This window comes from Pseudomonas caricapapayae (genome assembly GCF_001400735.1).
In the GTDB taxonomy this organism is placed as follows: domain Bacteria; phylum Pseudomonadota; class Gammaproteobacteria; order Pseudomonadales; family Pseudomonadaceae; genus Aquipseudomonas; species Aquipseudomonas caricapapayae.
The window spans coordinates 95,526-114,325 of sequence record NZ_LJPW01000008.1 but is presented as its reverse complement, the minus strand read 5'-3'; the positions used below and the strand labels follow the sequence as shown (position 1 = coordinate 114,325).

Genomic DNA, 18,800 nt, shown 5'->3' with positions numbered 1-18,800 from the left:
CACATTCTCGATCAATTCTACAATGTTTATGCGTGGTCAATGTCGTCGCCGACGCGGGCTAACCAGAACAGATCTTTGAAGATGGCCTCGACATCACTCAGTGTGACGCAAAATCCATTTCGATTTGCATAGGCTGTGTAGGCGCCGGCTTCGGGCTCCAACTCAAATAGTTCCGCCTGCATCTTCTTATCCGTGCCAAGGCGGTTCCTGAACTCAACTATATTTGTCATATACTTCTCCAAATTCAAGACTTGGTGACGCGCCAGCCATTCAGGTACAGGACGACATCGCCTGGCGAGTTACGGATAAACTCTATCGCTTCGAACGGACGTTCAATCACCGGCTCATTTGGCCCATTGAACGATGTATTCATGACTACGGCACAGCCGGTTTTCCGGTGAAAAGCTTTAATCACCTCATGAAAGGCACCGTTCTCCTCGGTTACTGTTTGCACCCTGGCCGTGCCGTCAACGTGCGTAATTGCAGGTAACCCAAGTCCCTTGGTGGTCGCGTTGAACAGCATGTAAGGTGAGTTATCTGGCCCCCCCTCAAAGTAAGTTCGCAGCTCCTCTTTCAATACCGCTGGCGCAAAGGGACGCCACAAGGCACGCGTTTTGATGTTGTTAACTTTCGGCCAGTTTTCTGCTTTTCTAGGATCCGCAATCAACGTCCGGTGCCCAAGTGCTCTAGGCCCGACTTCACTGTTCCCGTCAAAGAAAGCGATGATTTTATCGTTAATCAAGTCATCCGCTGCTGCCGCTCCTGGATCTGCAGGACGAGAAAAATTAATGCCTTTAGCGGCTTCAAGTGCAGCGAGACACTCATCATCGCTCACGGGATTGCCAAGGTATGGGGACACCGGCAGCGCCCCGGACCTGTCCACAAGTGCACCCTTGAAGAAGTTGTGGTACACCCACAGGCCTGCGCCTATAGCACAACCGCTATCGTCGGTAAATGGGGGAACAAATACATCGGGAAATATTTGATTATCATAAATATTTGAGTTGGATGGGCAATTCAGCATGCACCCTCCAGCAAGGCACAGTGCATCAGCCTGCAAACCGCGATTGGCGATCAACTCGCGAAGCGCTTCGGACGTGACCAACATTGTTCTTTCGAACATTTTTTGAAGGGTGGCGGCCATGTCGGTGTTGGCGGACTCAAGCACTTTGTCCGGATCACCCAGGACCTTAAGGTCGTAGCCAAACTCTCGAGCCTTTTGAGTAATATGCTCGTGCCATGCGTAGCGCTTTTCGGCAGCCTTTGGAAAACGTCCGTTATTCTCGAGCTGGTCGAAGTCCCAGGCATTTCCAACATACGATTCAGAGTAGAGCGTGGGTTTCCCGTAAGGAGCGAGTCCCATCATTTTACCGTCAGGAGAGCCTCCCAGTTTTATTATTGACTTTGACGTCTCGGAATAGAGCCCCCCAATTTCCAGGTAGTGAGGGGCCATAGGCGTCAACCGTTCGTCATGCCCATGAAAGAACCACCCGCCTCTCATGCCGCCTGCGCCACCGTCAGCGGTAATCACGCCGGCCTTACTATGACCGGAGAGATAGTAAGAACTTGCAGCGTGTGCAGCATGGTGATTGATCAAGTAGCAGGGCATTTCTCGGCCAAAAAATTTAGCCGTCGCCGGAAAATGAAATCCGAACTCTGCGTTGTCAAACGTTATCGCCGGATCACTCAGCTCTTGGACAATTCCCTTGAGTGACGCGTATGGCGTGGAATGGTTGACTTTTGCAAAATCCATCCAAGGAAGGTATGTGAAGGCAACTGCTTTTTCTCTAAAGAGCGGACTGAGCGCGTGAGGGATCATCATACGGCGCAACCTCAGCTCTTTTTCTTTTGGGGTATCGCCCAAGAAGAAGTCCACCGGGTCCAGATGATGTTTCTGCAAGTGCTCTTCAACCAGCGAAGGTATTTTGTCGTCGGGATGGCGATGGTAAGATATATCCAAAACCCCTCCCACTTCGATGTATAAATCTTCGCGTTGCGTCGAGGTGACGGCAATGCAGTCGATCTCACTTGGATCTACCTTGTTCTCCTTGAGAAACAACTCAATCAACTCTGAATTCACACCAATAAAAAGTTTTTTCTTTTTTACTCGTTCAGATAACTGGCACGCTACTACTTCGCCATTTGAAATTAACGATACGGCCGAGTCATGACCATAGTGTAAGGCTAGAATTTTCATGTTTAGCTTATGTCCAAGCGATGACGTGATTCGGGAAGATTTTTTTATAGAAATGCGCCGAGCGTTAAGGCCAACCGAGTTATGACTGCCTTTTCGATCTTCTGATAGCCTCATCTCTGCTATAACCTTACCACCTTGCCGTCTTACCCGGACCTACCTGTTTTGGTAGGTTGTAAATCACACGAAGCTGCAGCAGCCTTTGCCTACTTCATGGTTTTGTTGTCTTGTATTTTAAGTTGGAGTCCTGCCCATGTGCCTTGTTTCTCGCACTATCTCCTCGATAGCAGAGCAAAGCCCTGACGCCCGAGCAGAAGAAAATAAATGACGCTTTCGGACTTCTGCAGCTTGGGTATAGGGAGCCTCCAAGTCGTTCTCTGCTACCCGAATGGAGCACACTATGAAGAATCCCGAGCTTTCAGCCTTTGACGTATCAAGGCCGGAATTCCCGGACTCATTCACGAGGCATATGTTCTGTCCATGAGCCTGCTCCATCAGCACTTACTGAGCGCGGAGGGTAGCTCTATTGCAAGGTGACGGCTTTAGTTCATCGCAGTAGTTGTACCCGGAGCAGGGCCTTCGCTGAACGTGTAGTTGATAAACCCTTGAACATGATGACTCGACACATGACGACGGACACTGCAGCGAGTTCATCGTAGAGATCGTTCTTTCGCAGCTCTGGGACGGTAGCGGCGCACGACCCACCATTGCGACAGGATCAGCGCTACTCGAGCTGCCCAAGAGAACCCGCTTACTGTAATTCCTAGTTTTCTGAATAATTGACTGGGGATAACCGCACTCATGGCTTCCTAGGCTTGGCTCTAGCGGTCGCCTCTGCCACCAAAGGGTTATCAGGCCAAAAGTGCTTTGGGTATCTACCCTTGAGATCTTTCTTCACTTCCGCATAGGTACTCCGCCAGAAGTTGGCAAGATCTTGTGTGACCTGTACAGGTCTCCGGGCGGGCGACAACAAATGCAGTGTCAGCGGTTGTTTCCCGTGAGCAATCCGAGGCGTTTCGGCCAGCCCGAATAGCTCCTGTAGCCGTACAGCAAGGATTGGCGGGTGCTCTGAATAGTCAATACGGACATTCGAGCCAGAGGGCACTTGGATGGTCTGCGGAGCCTGTGCTTCCAGTTGTTGCGGCATTGGCCACGGCAGGAGGTTGCGCAGGATGGAGGACAGGTCGAGCTGGCTGAAGTGGCTGAGCCGGGTGACTTTGCCCAGGTAGGGCGTCAGCCAGTTTTCGAGTGTCGCCAGCAGTTGCGCGTCACTCAGGTCGGGCCATTCACTTGCTGCGCTTTTGTCGATATCGAGGCTGCGCAACAGCGCGATACGCGCCTGCCACTGGCGCAGTTCGGGTGTCCACGGCAGCAGTTCCAGGCCTTTACGACGCACCAGCGCCAGCAATGCCTGGCTGCGGGCTGCGTCATCGAGGCCGGTCAGCGGTTCGCGGCTGATAATAAGCTCGCCCGCCTTGCGCTGCCGTTCTGCGCGGAACACGCCTTCGCGCTCATCCCAGTCAATCTGGTCCACGGTGATGACTTGCTCGGCCAGCACAGAGTCGAACAGCGCTGGATCGAATTCGGCAGCGAGGTAAATGCGTTCCTCGCGCTGCCCCTGACGGCTGCCTAAATCTGCGATGACCAGCCACGGCTGTTTCATCAGTGCGTCGGCCTCGGCGAAAAGTGCAGCGCGACCGTTGGCCAATCGATATTCAGCACCGCCGGGGCGACGTTGCTGTGCCACGCGATCCGGGTATGCCAGCGCCAGTAGAGCGCCCAACCAGCGAGAGTGATCGGGATCGCTGACCGGGCTTTTTACGGTGCCGCGGAGGTATCCGCGATATTGCCGTGCTAGCTGTTTAACTCGCTGCACGCCGCCCTGTGCGCCACGCGCAGCACGCTCGGTGCCCGTCAGCAAGGTCAGGCGGCTGTGTAGATCGGCACCACCGCCGCGCAGAATATCACGCTCGCCCAACAGTGCGGCCACGTCACACGCCAGTTCGCCCAAGCCCAATGCATGACCGCGCAGCAGCAGGTGCGCGATGCGCGGATGGGCGGGCAGCTCGGCCATCGCCTGACCGTGGGGCGTCAGCGCTGGCGGTTGGCCCGGCTGATTGCTCAGCGCCTCAAGCCGCACCAGCAAATCCTGCGCTTGTGCATAAGCCGCCGCTGGCGGTACATCGAGCCAGACCAGTTGCGCAGGCGTGACGCCCCAGCGCGCCAGTTGCAGCGCGAGCCCGGCGAGGTCCGCCTGAAGAATTTCTGCCGCACCGTAGGCGGCCAGTTGATCGTGTTGCGCTTCGGACCAAAGCCGGTAACACACCCCCGGTTCCAGGCGCCCTGCCCGCCCGGCCCGCTGAGTGGCGCTGGCGCGGGAGATGCGCTGTGTTTCCAGACGCGTCATACCACTGCCCGGATCGAAACGCGGCACCCGCGCCAGTCCGGCATCAACTACCACGCGTACGCCGTCGATGGTCAGGCTGGTTTCCGCAATATTGGTCGCCAGCACCACCTTACGCGTGCCCTCGGGAGCCGGTTCGATAGCAGCGCGTTGCGCATTGAGATCAAGCTCGCCATGCAAGGGGCAAAGCAGAATATCGACGCGTTCGCCCAGCGCTTCTGCCAGTTGCTGGTTGACCCGACGAATCTCGGCCTGCCCCGGCAGAAACACCAGCAGGCTGCCGGACTCGCTGCCCAGCGCATCCAGTACCGTCTGCACCACGCGCGGCTCAACGAACTCACCGGGCTGAAAAGGACGTCCCCACTGCATCGTCACCGGAAACATCCGCCCATCGCTGCGCACCACCGGCGCATCGTCCAGCAACGCCGCCAACCGCTCGCCTTCCAGAGTGGCCGACATGAGCAGAATCTTCAGCGGCTGATCGTCACGAAACAGCTCACGACCATTGAGGCTAAGGGCCAATGCCAGATCGGCGTCCAGACTGCGCTCGTGAAACTCATCGAAAATCAGCAGCCCCACACCTTCCAGCGCAGGGTCGTCCTGCAAACGACGCGTGAGAATCCCCTCAGTCACCACTTCAATACGCGTCTTCGGGCCGACCCGGCTTTCCAGACGAATCCGATAACCCACCGTCTCACCGACCTTCTCGCCCAGCTCACTGGCCAGCCGCTCGGCGGCTGCTCTTGCCGCCAGTCGCCGAGGCTCCAGCATCAGAATGGTCTGCCCCGCCAGCCAGGTTTCCTCAAGCAGCGCGAGCGGCACACGCGTGGTTTTGCCCGCGCCGGGAGGGGCTTCGAGTACGGCTTCGTGGCGCGTGGTCAGGGCCTGGCGCAGGGCTGGCAGGACGGCATCGATGGGTAACGAGATCATGGGGGCTCCCGGAGAGATGCGGGGAGTATACCGGGGTGGGGTTGGGGAATCAGAGAGAGTCTTTTGGTACAGCGGCCTTCGTCTGCATGATGCGATGCACAGCCCTGTACAGATAGCGTTGCTGCCAAACAGCCGGCAGTGCTGAGCAACTGCCAAGGGGATAAAAAATGCATCAGGTAGCCGGCAGCCTTCATTCACGGGCTGCCGGGAGTATCCGGATGCGTTTCTAGCGTCCGTACACCGTCTGCAATTGCGCTTGCGTCAACGCGTCCTCGAAAGGCACGGGGACTGACTTCACGGCGCCGTAAAGATCGCGATAGCGCCAATAATTACCGTTGCCGGCCAATTGGTAGCCACGCTCGACTACACGTTGCCCGTTCAGCACATAGCGCAAGGTCTCTTGGGCTGCTTCCGGCGGTGCAGGCAGCATCAGGTCAGCGGCAAGCAGGCGCATCGACTCTTCAATGCACTCGTCAAGGGCCGCTGTGACTTGCGTCAGATCAAGAGTGCCATCGTCGATGCATTGTTTGCCGCAGCGCCGAATCGGCTGGCTACTGACCTCGATGCGCATGCGATATAACGCTGAACCGGCAATATCCTGGACCTGTACCTGATTGATCAGCACGAAACTGCCACGATCGGGTGTGAGCATCAGTTTGGGCTCTATCACCAGGCGCGCACTGATATCACCAATGCCCTGTTTGATACCCGCCGCCAGCGAGGCTCGCTGGAAGCGTTGCTGTAGACGCTCCTGCAAAGGCACGCCGGCAAGCAGACTGGCCAGTGGCTGAGACTCCTTGGCTGCGGCTTTTTCCGCATCCCGTTGCAAGCTGCCGCTGCCCATCTGAGTGTTGATCAGGCTGGCAACCAGCAGACCGGCGAGTCCCGCGGCATTGCCCGAACTCGCAATCAGCATATGGCTGGACGATGCAGCCTTTTGCACGGCTTCGGCGTCCATTACAGTGCTGGCACCTACAAATGCCTGCGGCAGCTGCATGTCTACTTTGACCCCATGGGCCTGGACGTAGGAAACCGCGTCTTGCGACTTGAAACCGGCCTGTTGAACGGGCTTCTGCGCGCAACCTGACAGCATCAGCAGGACACAGGCGGTAATCGTGATCGGCAGACGCGTCATTGTTCGAACGCGGTGATCATTTGCTGACGGCTCATGTCCATGGCCTGGTAGAACGCGTTGGTCAAATTGGCGTACGTCGGCTCGTCCCATTCACCTTGAGCAGCCTGTACTGCGGTAAATGGTTTGAACCACAGCAGCTTGTTGTCAGACAGATCGACAAGCATGCCTTGCCCGCCGACCTGCGCCATAGGCACGCTGGTAGGAACCACGCTGTAATAACTGCGCGTGGCACCGGTTACCTGGACGTTAACTAAAAGCAGGCGATCAACGCCGTAAGTCGCTTTGATCGGCGTGAAATCGCGAACCGTGTAGCCTTCACGGAAACTCACTTCCTTGTAGATCTTGAGGTCCACGGGTTCATTGATTCGTTTGACCTTGTAACCCTTGGCCTGCAGCTTGGCGACGATAACATCGGGCAATGTATTGAGGTCGCGTACCTGCCATTTTTCGACATTGCCACTGAGTTTGCTGTTGACGCCGGTATTGATCGCCAGATCCAGAAGCCCCTGATTGCCGGTAAGTGCCAAAACAGGTTGTGGCACTACAGTAATCGCCACACCGATAGTCGGTTCTTTGGCATTCCAGAACTGCTGATCGAGAGGTACAGGGGGTTGAACATGGGCGCAGCCGGTGAGTGCCAGAAAGGCGAGCAACGTCATGGCTGCAAAGGTGCGAAGTGTATGAAACGACATATCTCAAGTCCCTATGGTTAAAAACGATGACGGCTGTATCGGCAGTCAACGCTGTAACAATAGTGGCTTATTGATATTTTTTATCCATTCTTACGCGCGCGCCCAGGCCATACTTCGTGCAACCAACACAGGGATGGTCAAGTGCTGACGTTGATTTGAAGATGGCCCCGGCAGTCAATACGGCATGAACACCGACGCGCCCAGCCATATCAGCCCGCTTTGGCCGCCATCGCCGTCACTTCAACCCGCATCCCTTCAACCGCCAACGCCGCCACGCCCACTGCTGCGCGCACGGGCCACGGCTGTTTGAAGAAGCGTTTGTACACTTCATTGAATGCGGCGCGATCAGCCATGTCGGTCAGGTAGATGGTCAGGTGCATGACCCGGTCCATCGAGCTGCCGGCGCGTTCGAGTGCGTCTTTCAGGGCTCGCAGGGTGCATTCGCTCTGCTCGGTGATGCCGCCCAGCTCCAGGCTGCCATCGGGACGAGTGGGGATTTGGGTGCTGACCAGCACACCGTTGAAGTCGGCGACGTCCGAGGAAATGGATTCCGGATCGGGATCCGGGGTGAAGGTGATGTCTGCGTTCGCCATGGGATATCTGCTTTGATGATGGAAAACACCAAGCCTACGCGAGCGTCCGGTAGGGGTCGAGCGGTGGGCTTTGTCACGCAAAGTTGAAATGCGCCGCGTTGCTCTACAGAATCGCGCCCGGACCCGGCCATGCTGCCGGACGCTCGTGGTGAAAGGGGTTACCGTTGAACGAACACAGATTGTCCATGCGCCTTGAGCGTGTGGCGACGTATGTGCCACACGGTGCACGGCTGGCCGATATCGGCTCGGACCACGGCTATCTGCCGGTGGCGCTGCTGAACCGTGGCGTCATTGCGTCGGCAGTGGCTGGCGAAGTGGCGTTGACACCGTTCTGCGCAGCCGAGCGCACCGTGCGCGAGAACGATCTGGAAGATCAGGTCAGCGTGCGCCTGGCCGATGGTCTGGCAGCGATAGAAGTGCAAGACGCGATCACGGCGATCAGTCTCTGCGGCATGGGCGGCGAGACGATTCGCGACATCCTTGAAGCGGGCAAGGCGCGCCTGAGCGGTCAGGAACGCTTGATCCTGCAACCCAACGGCGGCGAGCAGCCGTTGCGTCTCTGGCTTATGGAACATGATTACCGCATCGTCAGCGAAGAAGTGCTGCGGGAAAATCGTTTCGACTACGAAATCATCGTTGCCGAGCACACGGGCCCCGTGGAGTACACCGCCGAGGAACTGTATTTCGGCCCGCTTCAGATGCAGGCGCGCAGCCCGGCGTTTCTGCTGAAGTGGCAGCGCTTGTCAGGCAAAAAACAAAAAACGCTGAGTAATTTCGAACGTGCGCAGAAAGCCGTGAGCGAAGAGAAATTGCAGGAGGTTGCACAACAGGTCCGGTGGATTAACGCGTTGCTGGCCTGAAAATCGAACTCATGCCCGAACCTGCTCTCAAACCCGCATGATCCGCAGTTCAGGCTTTAAAGGTGCCTGCTTTGGTACAGCCTGAATCAGGCGCAACGCTCCAATATGTGACGCGGAGCGTGAGGACGAGAGAGGTTCGGGAGAACACTTCTTGTGCCTGTGCGCCCCGCGCCTTCTGCATAACCATCGACGGGAGCAATACGACCATGCACTCAGACGCACTTTCCTGGGGCCACGGGCCTCGCTTGTTCGAAGTCTTCCTTGAGCCAACCTGCCCTTTTTCGGTCAAGGCCTTCTTCAAGCTCGATGAGCTGCTGGCTCAGGCCGGAGAAGACAGGATTACCGTCAAAATTCGTCTGCAATCGCAGCCGTGGCACATGTTTTCGGGTGTCATCGTGCGCTGCATTCTGGCGGCTGCGACCCTTGAGGACGGCAAGCAAAGCGCCAAGGCTGTCATGACGGCAGTAGCATCGCACCGTGAAGAGTTCGAATTTGAACACCACGCCAGCGGCCCGAATATGGACGCGACGCCCAACGACATCATCGCGCGCATCGAGCGTTACAGCGGCCTCGCGTTGGCGGCGGCATTCGCCGATCCCGAGCTTGAACAGGCCGTGAAATGGCACGCCAGATACGCTCGCCAGAACGGCATACACGTCTCGCCGACCTTCATGATCGACGGTCTTGTGCAGCCGGGTTTGAGCAGTGGCGACCCAGTATCGAAGTGGGTGTCGGAAATTGCCCAGGCAAGCTGATGCGTTCCGGAATGCAGTCAGGCCGCACACTGCGCGGCCTGACGGGAAAATGAAAATGCACTAATCGAGGATATTGACCGGCACCGTACGACCTTCAGGCAATGTCACAATCAGCGCCTCTACCCTGTCACCCCCTGCGCTCATCGCAGAGTTGTCACTGTACACCTTGCCTCCTTGATCCAGAAAGTCGCCCAGCCTCATTTCAGTGGTTACATGATCGGAACGTGCGTAACGCCTGAGAGCTCCGAGCGCGCCCGGACCTGTCATGACATTCAAGGACGGCGTATTCAACGAGGATGCATGTGCTATCCGAGGCCTGTAGGCATCCGCCTGATCAGGCCTCGCTCCAATATGCTGGGCATAGGGGCTTTCTTGTAATTCTTCATGAAGTGCGATGATAGCACCTGAATTTGGGTTCCCGGCTGCATATCCATTGCACACGAATTCTCTCGGGGTCGTGCGATAAACTGATGTTTCCCGGTTCAAGTCGTAAACCCTCACAGGATCATGCGCGTCGAGAAAATTCTCCCTCTCTTGGCTGGACAATTGGCGAATGGAGGTCAGCGTGTATTGCCCAACGAACCGCGAGGGTGAACTTCCGCCCGATCCATACACGGGACTTGCCGGAGGGCTGTAGGTTCGACCGACGCCCCCCGAACTGCAGAGATTGCCCATTTAAACGTTCTCCAGATGGATTGAGATACAACGTTCCAAGCCAGAATCAATGGCTGTTCAGACCGGGCTATCAGACAAACCCAAAGGTTTTTTTTACTTCGCCCGACACATTCAATAACGCTTCGACAACGCGGCGCATTTCTACGCTATCAAGATTAAGCAAAGGGATTCGAGTGTGCACGACTCCGCCATTTCTTTCCGTCAGGCCTACGGTAAAAAATGGTGTGCTGAGGTTGAATTCGTTAAGCCTCAGGAGGCGCTGGCAAGCGTGGCTGTCCAGGGTGTCGACAACCCCAATATCGGATAAGAAATACACCCACTTGAAGGCATCCTGATAAATTTTTATCGACACTTCCTTGAAGTCAAAACAATAAACTTCATGCTCGTGTTGATTAACAGGCAGCTCAGGCATCTTGTAATCTTTCGCCAGCCGGTCAATTAAAAGGTCAAATGCGTTTTTCACTAGAGCGTCCGCGTAGAAATCACAGCATTGCGTGGTCAAAAACAACCGTCTGGTTCCATGATCTTCTGCTGCCACGGAACCTTCCCGATCTCGCCGTCGGGCAACAGAGCGTTCCATTAGGGCCATGCGTGGGTGAAAGAGGCTCCATGCCATTAAAGCCACGGCAAGGAATGCCTGGCAGGTTCGAAACGATAGCGTTCAGTGTGGCCCCGGTGCGGGGCCGGGCTATTCGCCTAACCCACCGCCTCGATCCGATCATTGATCCACTCGCGGCTGCGCGCCAGAGCCTTGCGCGCCAACGCAGTCGGGAAGTGGATGAAGCCATGCGGCGACTCGGGCATGAGGTGCATTTCGACCTCTGCCAAGTTGGCCCAGCGCTCGGCCATTTGCAGTGTGTCATCCAGCAGTGGGTCGATCTCTCCGACGAACATCAGTGCGGGCGGAAGGCCGGTCAAATCGCCATACAAGGGTGACAGTGGCGGCTCGCGACGTTTGTCGTCGCTTCTGTCGGGGGTAAGCGAACGCATGGCGCCGACCATGCCCGGCCCGTCCAGGACGAGCGTGTCAGGTCCAGCCGTACGGACACTTTTCGTCCCCGTCAGGTCGTAAACGCCGTAGTACAGGACCGTGCCCGCTACACGCCCAAGCAACTCAGGTCTGGTTTTCAGCTTCAACAGGGTCGCGGCAGCGAGATGCCCACCGGCCGATTCGCCAACGACGATAACGGGAAGACCGGCAAACTCTTCGCAGTCCCCCAAAAGCCAGCAAGCGGCAGAAAAACAATCCTCCATCAGGCCTTCAATGGGAGTCGATACCGCAAGTCGGTAATCGACCGAAACGACCGCCACGTTGCAGGCGTTAACCATTCCGACGTTGAGGTCATCGTTCATCTGAGCGTTGCCGATCACCCATCCGCCACCGTGGATGTCGAACACCACGCCCTTGGGTTTGCCTCTGGGCCTGATGATGCGCACAGGTACAGGCACGTTATCCGGGCTGACCGTTCTTTTCTCGATGCGAAGGCCATGCCCTCCCGGCTTGAAAGCGCTGCCAATCTGAGCGGCGCGCAATAAAGCCTGAATCAGCCGGGGTGTAATGCGGTTGCGGATCTGGAAACGCGGCATCCGTGCGAGGGTTTTATTGAACCGTCGTACTTCCACCAACTCTTGTTCACTGGCAGGCCAACGCTTTTCAATGTCCAATTTCTGCTCTCTTGTCAGGCCGACGTATGCGGGGGACGGCAAAGCGCTCGTCCCACCTGATACCTGAGAGACTATTAGTCATGGAACGGTTCAACAGACGCTCGACTGCCGACAAAAAAACTGTCTGCGACCAGCCGTAGCGGTTGCAAGTCCAGGTCGCTGGCGTTGCCACCGATCAGTTGCTGAAAGTGCCGATACACCGCTGCGTACTCGCCCTCCTCTGATACAGCCTGACGCACACCGTCGATACTCAATAGTGCGCCACCGTTGTCCAGGCGCAAGGTGCCTTCGGCGCAGCGAATCTCGATGCTCCAGAGTTCATCGTGGCCATGGTCGAAATCGAACTCGGCGCGGATGTCCAGTTGGCGCGTGTCGGACATTTTGATCGACGCGGCAATAGGTGACTGGCAATTGCTCGGCACGCGCAACTCGGCAGACTCGACAAACAATGGCCGTGGCAGCAGATGGGTGACGATCGACAAGGCATTGATGCCCGGATCGAAGACACCAAGGCCACCGGGCTGCCAGATCCACGCCTGGCCTGGATGCCACTTGCGCACGTCTTCTTTCCAGTCGATCCGAACGCTTTGCAAGGTGCGGGTAGACAGCCAGTCACGCGCCGCTTCGATACCCTGCGCGTAGCGCGAATGCCAAGCGAACAGACCGCTGACGCCCTGCTCCGACACTTGCTCCACCAACGCCATCGCCTCACCAAGCGTCGCACACGGCGGTTTCTCGACCAGCACGTGTTTACCAGCCGCCAACGCCTCTTGCACCAGGGCAAACCGACCTTGCGGGGGCGTACAGAACGCAATCGCATCGACCTTCAGCCCGCTCGCAAGCAGTTCGCCAAGGGATTTGAAATTCTCTACCCCGGCGCACGGCTGCCCTTGCGTAGCCACGGCCACCAGCTCAAACGCGGGATTGGCGTGGATCGCGGGAACGTGCTGATCCTGGGCAATCTTGCCGTAGCCCACCAGACCGAGACGAATCGGTTGCATACATGACTCCTGAGTTTTTGTAGTTATCGTGCGGCACAGTAAACCAGATGTTAATCGTGATCGGTAAGAGGCATTGGCGATGGAGCTGTTTTCCTGCCGATCTCACATTCGATAATCTTCAGCGCCCGCTCCCCCCCTGCGATTCTGCAGCTCAGAGTGCTCTGCATCCCGTTTGGTTTAACTTCACGAACGCAGAACCACCCCATCACTCAATAGTCTTAGCCTTGCAGCCATTGCCTTGTATAGTTGCCCTCTTCATCTCAGGAGCTTTCCATGCGCATTCCTTCTCGCTTGATCGGTGGCGTTCTGGTCGCCACGTTGCTGACCCAGATTTCCGCCTGCGGCAGTATTTTCTACCCTGACCGTCGTGGCCAGATTGATGGCAAGGTTGATCCGGCCATTGCCGCGCTGGATGCGTTTGCCCTGCTGTTCTATATCGTTCCCGGCGTCATTGCGTTTGCAGTGGACTTCGCGACGGGCGCGATTTATTACGCTCCCGGCGAGCACGCGCAGATTGATCCGCAAAAGCTGCAAAAAGCGCTCAAGGCTGATGGCAGCGTCGACAACACCAAGCTGCAAGCCATCATTGAAACCGAGCTGGGTCGTTCCCTGCCGTTGAACGACCCGCGCCTGATCCAGCACAAAGGCAGTGTGGAACAACTGTCAGCACTGGGGCTGGTCCCGGCAGCCTGATATGGACACGGTTCAAGGAAGCGTCATGAGCACCACTGCCGAACATACCCGACTGCTGCGTCTGGCGACGCGGGCCTCGCTGGCGGTTGCCGTGACGCTGATTCTGGCCAAGGGTGTGGCCTGGTGGCTGAGCGGCTCGGTGAGCCTGCTGGCCGGTCTGACCGATTCGTTGCTTGACGGCGCAGCCTCGTTTCTCAACCTGCTGGCGGTGCATTACGCGCTACGTCCTGCCGATGATGATCATCGCTATGGTCATGGCAAGGCGGAAGCACTGTCGGGCATGGCACAGGCCTTGTTCATCACCGTCAGCGGCGTGCTGATCGCGGTTCAGGCAGTCGAGCGCATTCAGAATCCGGAACCGTTGGGCGCGCCATTGCTGGGGATGGTCGTGATGGTGGTTTCCATCGCACTGACCCTGGCGCTGCTCACCCTGCAATACCGGGTGATCAAGGCGACAGGCTCGGCGGCCATCCGCGCCGATTCATTGCACTACCGTTCGGACCTGCTGCTTAACGCCAGTATTCTGGTGGCGCTGACCCTGGCGTTTTTCGGCTGGCAGCAACTGGACGCCTATTTTGGTCTGGGTATCGCGCTTTACATTTTATGGAGCGCGTTGCAGATCGCCCGCGAAACAGTGTCGATCTTGATGGATGAAGAGCTTCCCGCCGATGTCAGCACCCGCATGCTGGCACTGGCGTGCGAGGTGCCGGGGGTACTTGGGGCGCATGACCTGCGTACACGAATTTCGGGTAATCGCTGGTTCGTGCAGCTGCATCTGGAATTGCCAGGGGCGCTGACCCTGTCAGTCGCCCATGCGCTTTGCGATCAGGTCGCCGACGCCATTCACGCACAATTCCCGAAGGCCGAAGTGCTGGTGCACGCCGACCCTCAGGAAGTGGTCAGGCAGGCTGACGCCTGATCAGCGTCAATTTACGCTGTAGCCACGCCCGGCCAGACAGTCGCCCATCAAGCGACCATAGGCATCCACCCGTTCAGGCGGTGGCTGGCCGGAGACATTGGCCGGATCGAAACCGCTCTGATCTGCGGCCTGACGGTAGCACTGGTAATGGTCCAGCTCGACCTGTTGCGGGCTCTGGCCATTGGCAGGGTAGGCAACCGGATCGTAACCATTGCTCTGCTGTTCAGCCGGGGCCTGCTGGTACACCGCCTCGTTCTGCGGCGGATTGACTACTACGTAGTCCTGACTGTCGGGCTGATAAGCGTAATAAGTACCCGCCGCCAGAAACAGCAGACTGCTACCGATCCATACTTCCTGAGAATAGGACGGCAGCCTGCTGACCCGAACGCCATAAGGCGGTGTCACCACCACATAGCGTGGGCCTTGCGGGCGATACCAGTAGCCACCCGAGTAGTAATAATCCTGACCACGATAGGGAATTCGCGAATAGCCACCCGGTACACGGTCTATCGCATAGCCAGGCCGATATTGCGGGCCTGGTCCCCAGCCATTGCCACGGCCGTCGGGGCGCCCTTCCCAGCGGTCATTGGGGCGGCCATTACCAGCCTGCCAATTGCGGTTATTGCCGCGCGGGATGTCTTGATAATAGCCCTGACGCGGCTGCTGGGTTTGCCAGGCCTCCCTCGGGCCACTCTGGATCGGCAGGTTGTCCTGAGCCTGGCGTAACTGCTGACGCTGCTGGTTTTGCTGCTGCTGAATCTGGCGCTGCTGATCCCTTTGTTGCTGGTCGATCTGCTGTTGCTGCTGGCGCTCGACGTTGCGCTGTTGAATCTGCTGTTGCTGGATCTGCTGCTGTTGTTGACGCTCGACCTGACGCTGCTGGTTCTGCTGTTCCTGAATCTGGCGTTGCTGATTGATCTGCTGCTGGTTGATCTGTTGTTGCTGCTGACGCTCGACCTGGCGCTGCTGATTCTGCTGCTGTTGAATCTGACGCTGCTGATTGTTCTGCTCTTGAGCACGCTGCTGTTGCTGCTGACGTTGTTGCCCGTTATCGCCGGGGCTGCCGTAAAGCGGATTGCGCGGCGAATCGTCACGTTCGTCGGCCAGTGCGTGAGCGCTGATGCTCAGACACAACAGACTTACACCCGCAAACTGCCAGATGCCAGATTTCATGCTTTCCTCACTAGAGCGCAGGTTGACGTCATTAAGACTGTTTAAGCGTAGCGCCGTTCTGCGCACTTTATCAGCAGACAAAGAAAAGGGGGCCAGATGGCCCCCTTGAGATACTTCGTCCTGGCGCAACGCTTTTGACGCTGGCTCACCTCATGCCGTCTTCTGGACAGTATGTAGCCCGGGGGCCTGGCCCACCCTGTTGGATGGGAGGCCGCGACTGGCCTGATTCGGCGGGTCGCGCTGGACGCTGTGTCCGGGCAGTGATTCTGGTTAAAAGAATAGGCCTGAGGCTAAGGCAGAGGATTGCTAATATTGCGGATTAAAACATTACTTGCGCAATTTTTGACTTCAGATGAATAATCCAGCGCAATTGAATTGATAAAGGGGTGCATCGTGAGCAAGCTCGACAGATACGACCTGAGCATTTTGGCTGAATTGCAACGGGACGCACGCATATCCAACCAGGAATTGGCCGAACGCATTGGTCTATCGCCATCTCCCTGCTCGCGCCGGGTCAAGCAACTCGAGGACGACGGTTATATCGTGCGTCAGGTTGCCCTGCTGGATCGCAAGAAACTGGGCCTGAACCTGACCGCCTACGTGCTGATCGGCATGGACCGGCACACGCCCGAACGCTTCGAGAACTTCGAACAGCAAATCCGCAACCTGCCTCAGGTCCTGGAATGCAGTCTGGTGACCGGTATGGACGCGGACTATCAACTGAAAGTGGTGGTGCCGGACATGGATCACTACCAGAAACTGCTGCTGGGCCACCTGACCCGGATCGAAGGCGTGACCAGCGTCAAGTCGAGCTTTGTGCTCAACCAGGTGCTGGCCAGCACTGAAATGCCGCTGACCCATCTGCGCAACTGAGTCGGTTAGGCCTCACAGTTTTGCGGCGACTTCCCGGTATTGGCCCTGATCCAGGCCTTCCAGCGTCCAGTCGCCAATCCTGACCCGCACCAGCCGCAGGGTTGGCAACCCGACGGCAGCCGTCATGCGCCGCACCTGCCGATTACGCCCTTCCTTGATCACCAGTTCCAGCCAGCTTGTCGGCACGCTCTTGCGAAAGCGCACGGGAGGATTGCGTGGCCAGAGCTGCGGCTCTTGCAATTGCCGCGCTTCGGCGGGCAAGGTCGGACCGTCGTTGAGCTGGACACCGTCGCGCAACTGCTGCAGTTGTTCATCCGTCGGCTCGCCCTCGACCTGTACCCAGTAGGTCTTGGCCAGCTTGTGTTTCGGATCGGCAATGCGCGCCTGCAACTGGCCATCGTTGGTCAGCAGTAACAAGCCTTCGCTGTCGCGGTCCAGGCGTCCGGCCGGATAGATACCGGGGATCTTGATGAAGTCCTTGAGCGTTGCGCGACCTCCCTCGTCACTGAACTGGGTCAACACGTCAAACGGCTTATTGAACAGAAACAGCTTAGGCTCGGCCGGTGGCGCTTTGGCGACACGCCGGCCAGCACCGGCCGGGTTGGAAACGGGACGGCGGGAAACAGGGCGTTGAATGCGGGACATGAGAATTCGGCAATCGGAAAACAGAAAGGGCCACTTTAGTGGCCCTTCGTGCAAATACCAATCTATTAACGGCAGGCCATCAACGGAACGGCGGCTCATCGAAGCTGCGCAGTTTGCGTGAGTGCAGCGAGTTCAACTCGGTACGCAGCAGGTCCAGCGCGGCGATGCCGATCTTCAAGTGCTGACTGACCGCACGTTCGTAGAACGCATTGGCCGAACCCGGCAGTTTGATTTCGCTGTGCAACGGTTTGTCGGACACGCAAAGCAAGGTGCCATAAGGCACGCGCAAGCGATAACCCTGAGCGGCGATGGTGCCACTTTCCATGTCGACTGCCACGGCGCGCGACAGATTGATCAGCGGTCGCTCCTGCGCCCAGCGCAATTCCCAGTTACGGTCGTCGTAGGTCAGAACCGTACCGGTGCGCAGACGCTTCTTGAGCTCTTCGCCGCGTTCGCCGGTAATCTGCGCCGCCGACTCCTGCAAGGCCAGTTGCACTTCGGCCAAGGCGGGGATCGGGATGTGCGGTGGCAGCACTCGGTCGAGAATCCCGTCGCGGCGCATGTAGGCGTGCGCCAGTACGTAGTCGCCTATGGTCTGCGACTGACGCAAGCCACCGCAGTGACCGATCATCAGCCAGCAATGCGGACGCAGTACCGCCAGGTGGTCCGTGATGTTCTTGGCATTGGACGGGCCGACGCCGATGTTGACCAGCGTTACGCCATGACCATCTTCGGCGATCAGGTGGTAAGCCGGCATCTGATAGCGGTGCCAGACCACACTGGCAACGATGGCCTGGGCCTCGTCAAGGCTCATGCTCTTGTCGACCACCACATTGCCCGGCAGGACCATGCGCACGAAACGCGGGTCTTCACGGAGTTTTTCCAGGCCATGCAGGATGAACTGGTCAACGTAACGATGGTAGTTGGTCAGCAGAATCCACGGTTGCACATGACGCCAGTCGCTGCCGGTGTAATGCACCAGGCGGCGCAGCGAGAAATCCACCCGCGCGGCATCGAACAACGCCAGTGGCAGCGGATCGACATTGGCCCAGTCGTACAGGCCGTCGGCGATGCCATCGGTCGCAGCCGACAGGTCGGTGCTCGGGAACACCCGCGCCAGCGCCGCAGCAGTCACGCCGGTGCCGGCCAGCTCGTCGCCCTGCTCGACCACGTAGGGATAAGGGATGTTCTGCTCGCTGATGCCGACTTCAACCGTCACGGTGAAATCGCTCATCAGCGGGACCAGTTGCTCCAGCAGGTACTTTTTGAACGCTTTCGGCTGCGTGACGGTAACGCTGTAGGTGCCGGGCAACTGGACCTTGGCGTAGGCGCGGGTGGTCAACGGCACTTCACCGTGGCACTTGTACACCAGACGCAGTTGAGGGTAACGAAACTGCGCACGCTCCTCGGCAGTGGGCTCGACGCGGTCTTTCAGATAGCGCTTGAGCGCCTGACTCAGCGCGCTGGTCGCACGTTCATGCAGCTCGGCGAGCCGCTCTACGGCCTGCTCGGCGGTGTCGACAACAACAAAGGCTTGGGTCACGATTCATGTCCTGTCTGATCTTGCAGACGTGCATCGTAACGGGTTCGCGT

At 57.7% G+C, this 18,800-nt stretch carries 19 protein-coding genes; 6 read left to right on the top strand and 13 right to left on the bottom strand.

Translation table 11 applies throughout. The features are described 5' to 3' along the window. Positions 1–26: 26 nt before the first annotated feature. From ALO80_RS01670 to ALO80_RS01645, 6 genes are all read right to left on the bottom strand, one after another. Positions 27–230, bottom strand: a complete 204-nt coding sequence (locus tag ALO80_RS01670; RefSeq protein WP_055007698.1) for a hypothetical protein — start codon at positions 228–230, stop codon at positions 27–29. Between the two features lie 14 nt (positions 231–244). Continuing rightward, positions 245–2,197: a carbamoyltransferase C-terminal domain-containing protein gene (locus ALO80_RS01665; RefSeq protein ID WP_055007697.1), complete on the bottom strand. Its 1,953-nt coding sequence runs from the start codon at positions 2,195–2,197 to the stop codon at positions 245–247. Positions 2,198–2,993: 796 nt separating this feature from the next. Next, positions 2,994–5,528, bottom strand: coding sequence for an ATP-dependent helicase HrpB (hrpB, locus tag ALO80_RS01660; RefSeq protein ID WP_055007696.1), 2,535 nt, complete (start codon positions 5,526–5,528; stop codon positions 2,994–2,996). Positions 5,529–5,754: 226 nt separating this feature from the next. Next, positions 5,755–6,663: a hypothetical protein gene (locus ALO80_RS01655; RefSeq protein WP_055007695.1), complete on the bottom strand. Its 909-nt coding sequence runs from the start codon at positions 6,661–6,663 to the stop codon at positions 5,755–5,757. Next, positions 6,660–7,355 carry a hypothetical protein gene (locus ALO80_RS01650; RefSeq protein WP_055007694.1) on the bottom strand — a complete coding sequence of 232 codons (696 nt, stop codon included), beginning with the start codon at positions 7,353–7,355 and terminating at the stop codon, positions 6,660–6,662. The genes ALO80_RS01655 and ALO80_RS01650 overlap by 4 nt, the downstream gene beginning before the upstream one ends. Positions 7,356–7,564: 209 nt before the next feature. After that, complete coding sequence (locus ALO80_RS01645) at positions 7,565–7,948, bottom strand: RidA family protein (protein ID WP_055007693.1); 384 nt, start codon at positions 7,946–7,948, stop codon at positions 7,565–7,567. Positions 7,949–8,112: 164 nt separating this feature from the next. Here ALO80_RS01645 and ALO80_RS01640 point away from each other — a divergent pair, with 164 nt between their 5' ends. Both ALO80_RS01640 and ALO80_RS01635 read left to right on the top strand, forming a co-directional pair. Then, the gene (locus ALO80_RS01640) at positions 8,113–8,808 is read left to right on the top strand and encodes a tRNA (adenine(22)-N(1))-methyltransferase (protein ID WP_282959732.1); all 696 of its coding nucleotides are present in this window, start codon (positions 8,113–8,115) and stop codon (positions 8,806–8,808) included. A 206-nt stretch (positions 8,809–9,014) separates the two neighbouring features. Then, on the top strand, positions 9,015–9,563 hold the full coding sequence (locus ALO80_RS01635; protein WP_055007691.1) for a DsbA family protein: 549 nt from the start codon (positions 9,015–9,017) through the stop codon (positions 9,561–9,563). Positions 9,564–9,623: 60 nt separating this feature from the next. Here ALO80_RS01635 and ALO80_RS01630 read toward each other — a convergent pair whose 3' ends face one another. The 4 genes from ALO80_RS01630 to ALO80_RS01615 all read right to left on the bottom strand — a co-directional run bounded on the left by ALO80_RS01630 (position 9,624) and on the right by ALO80_RS01615 (position 12,904). Continuing rightward, positions 9,624–10,238, bottom strand: coding sequence for an AvrPphF family type III effector (locus ALO80_RS01630; protein WP_055007690.1), 615 nt, complete (start codon positions 10,236–10,238; stop codon positions 9,624–9,626). Between the two features lie 70 nt (positions 10,239–10,308). After that, entirely contained in the window at positions 10,309–10,701 is a 393-nt protein-coding gene (locus tag ALO80_RS01625) for a CesT family type III secretion system chaperone (protein WP_055007730.1), read from the bottom strand. A gap of 233 nt (positions 10,702–10,934) precedes the next feature. After that, positions 10,935–11,903 (bottom strand): alpha/beta hydrolase, encoded by a 969-nt coding sequence (locus ALO80_RS01620; protein WP_055007689.1) that lies wholly within the window; start codon positions 11,901–11,903, stop codon positions 10,935–10,937. Between the two features lie 74 nt (positions 11,904–11,977). Further along, on the bottom strand, positions 11,978–12,904 hold the full coding sequence (locus ALO80_RS01615; protein WP_055007688.1) for a Gfo/Idh/MocA family protein: 927 nt from the start codon (positions 12,902–12,904) through the stop codon (positions 11,978–11,980). Positions 12,905–13,177: 273 nt separating this feature from the next. On the opposite strand from ALO80_RS01615, the gene ALO80_RS01610 reads away from it, so the two are divergent. Next, positions 13,178–13,597 carry a hypothetical protein gene (locus tag ALO80_RS01610; RefSeq protein WP_055007687.1) on the top strand — a complete coding sequence of 140 codons (420 nt, stop codon included), beginning with the start codon at positions 13,178–13,180 and terminating at the stop codon, positions 13,595–13,597. Between the two features lie 25 nt (positions 13,598–13,622). Beyond that, the gene (locus tag ALO80_RS01605; protein ID WP_055007686.1) at positions 13,623–14,516 is read left to right on the top strand and encodes a cation diffusion facilitator family transporter; all 894 of its coding nucleotides are present in this window, start codon (positions 13,623–13,625) and stop codon (positions 14,514–14,516) included. A gap of 6 nt (positions 14,517–14,522) precedes the next feature. On the opposite strand, the gene ALO80_RS32225 is transcribed toward ALO80_RS01605, so the two are convergent. Then, entirely contained in the window at positions 14,523–15,152 is a 630-nt protein-coding gene (locus tag ALO80_RS32225) for a DUF6515 family protein (protein ID WP_328586924.1), read from the bottom strand. Between the two features lie 90 nt (positions 15,153–15,242). On the opposite strand from ALO80_RS32225, the gene ALO80_RS32220 reads away from it, so the two are divergent. Both ALO80_RS32220 and ALO80_RS01595 read left to right on the top strand, forming a co-directional pair. Continuing rightward, positions 15,243–15,734, top strand: coding sequence for a hypothetical protein (locus tag ALO80_RS32220; RefSeq protein ID WP_310886600.1), 492 nt, complete (start codon positions 15,243–15,245; stop codon positions 15,732–15,734). 348 nt (positions 15,735–16,082) lie between these two features. After that, entirely contained in the window at positions 16,083–16,562 is a 480-nt protein-coding gene (locus tag ALO80_RS01595) for an Lrp/AsnC family transcriptional regulator (protein WP_002555305.1), read from the top strand. Between the two features lie 12 nt (positions 16,563–16,574). On the opposite strand, the gene ALO80_RS01590 is transcribed toward ALO80_RS01595, so the two are convergent. Further along, positions 16,575–17,207, bottom strand: coding sequence for a pseudouridine synthase (locus ALO80_RS01590; RefSeq protein ID WP_054986532.1), 633 nt, complete (start codon positions 17,205–17,207; stop codon positions 16,575–16,577). Between the two features lie 79 nt (positions 17,208–17,286). After that, positions 17,287–18,750 (bottom strand): AMP nucleosidase, encoded by a 1,464-nt coding sequence (gene amn, locus ALO80_RS01585; RefSeq protein ID WP_055007685.1) that lies wholly within the window; start codon positions 18,748–18,750, stop codon positions 17,287–17,289. Positions 18,751–18,800: the final 50 nt, after the last annotated feature.

What these genes read in the sequence shown, in the direction of transcription:
- ALO80_RS01670 (WP_055007698.1), bottom strand. Translation starts at nt 230, where the DNA reads ATGACAAATATAGTTGAGTTCAGGAACCGCCTTGGCACGGATAAGAAG.
- ALO80_RS01665 (WP_055007697.1), bottom strand. Translation starts at nt 2,197, where the DNA reads ATGAAAATTCTAGCCTTACACTATGGTCATGACTCGGCCGTATCGTTA.
- hrpB (WP_055007696.1), bottom strand. Translation starts at nt 5,528, where the DNA reads ATGATCTCGTTACCCATCGATGCCGTCCTGCCAGCCCTGCGCCAGGCC.
- ALO80_RS01655 (WP_055007695.1), bottom strand. Translation starts at nt 6,663, where the DNA reads ATGACGCGTCTGCCGATCACGATTACCGCCTGTGTCCTGCTGATGCTG.
- ALO80_RS01650 (WP_055007694.1), bottom strand. Translation starts at nt 7,355, where the DNA reads ATGTCGTTTCATACACTTCGCACCTTTGCAGCCATGACGTTGCTCGCC.
- ALO80_RS01645 (WP_055007693.1), bottom strand. Translation starts at nt 7,948, where the DNA reads ATGGCGAACGCAGACATCACCTTCACCCCGGATCCCGATCCGGAATCC.
- ALO80_RS01635 (WP_055007691.1), top strand. Translation starts at nt 9,015, where the DNA reads ATGCACTCAGACGCACTTTCCTGGGGCCACGGGCCTCGCTTGTTCGAA.
- ALO80_RS01630 (WP_055007690.1), bottom strand. Translation starts at nt 10,238, where the DNA reads ATGGGCAATCTCTGCAGTTCGGGGGGCGTCGGTCGAACCTACAGCCCT.
- ALO80_RS01615 (WP_055007688.1), bottom strand. Translation starts at nt 12,904, where the DNA reads ATGCAACCGATTCGTCTCGGTCTGGTGGGCTACGGCAAGATTGCCCAG.
- ALO80_RS01610 (WP_055007687.1), top strand. Translation starts at nt 13,178, where the DNA reads ATGCGCATTCCTTCTCGCTTGATCGGTGGCGTTCTGGTCGCCACGTTG.
- ALO80_RS01605 (WP_055007686.1), top strand. Translation starts at nt 13,623, where the DNA reads ATGAGCACCACTGCCGAACATACCCGACTGCTGCGTCTGGCGACGCGG.
- ALO80_RS01590 (WP_054986532.1), bottom strand. Translation starts at nt 17,207, where the DNA reads ATGTCCCGCATTCAACGCCCTGTTTCCCGCCGTCCCGTTTCCAACCCG.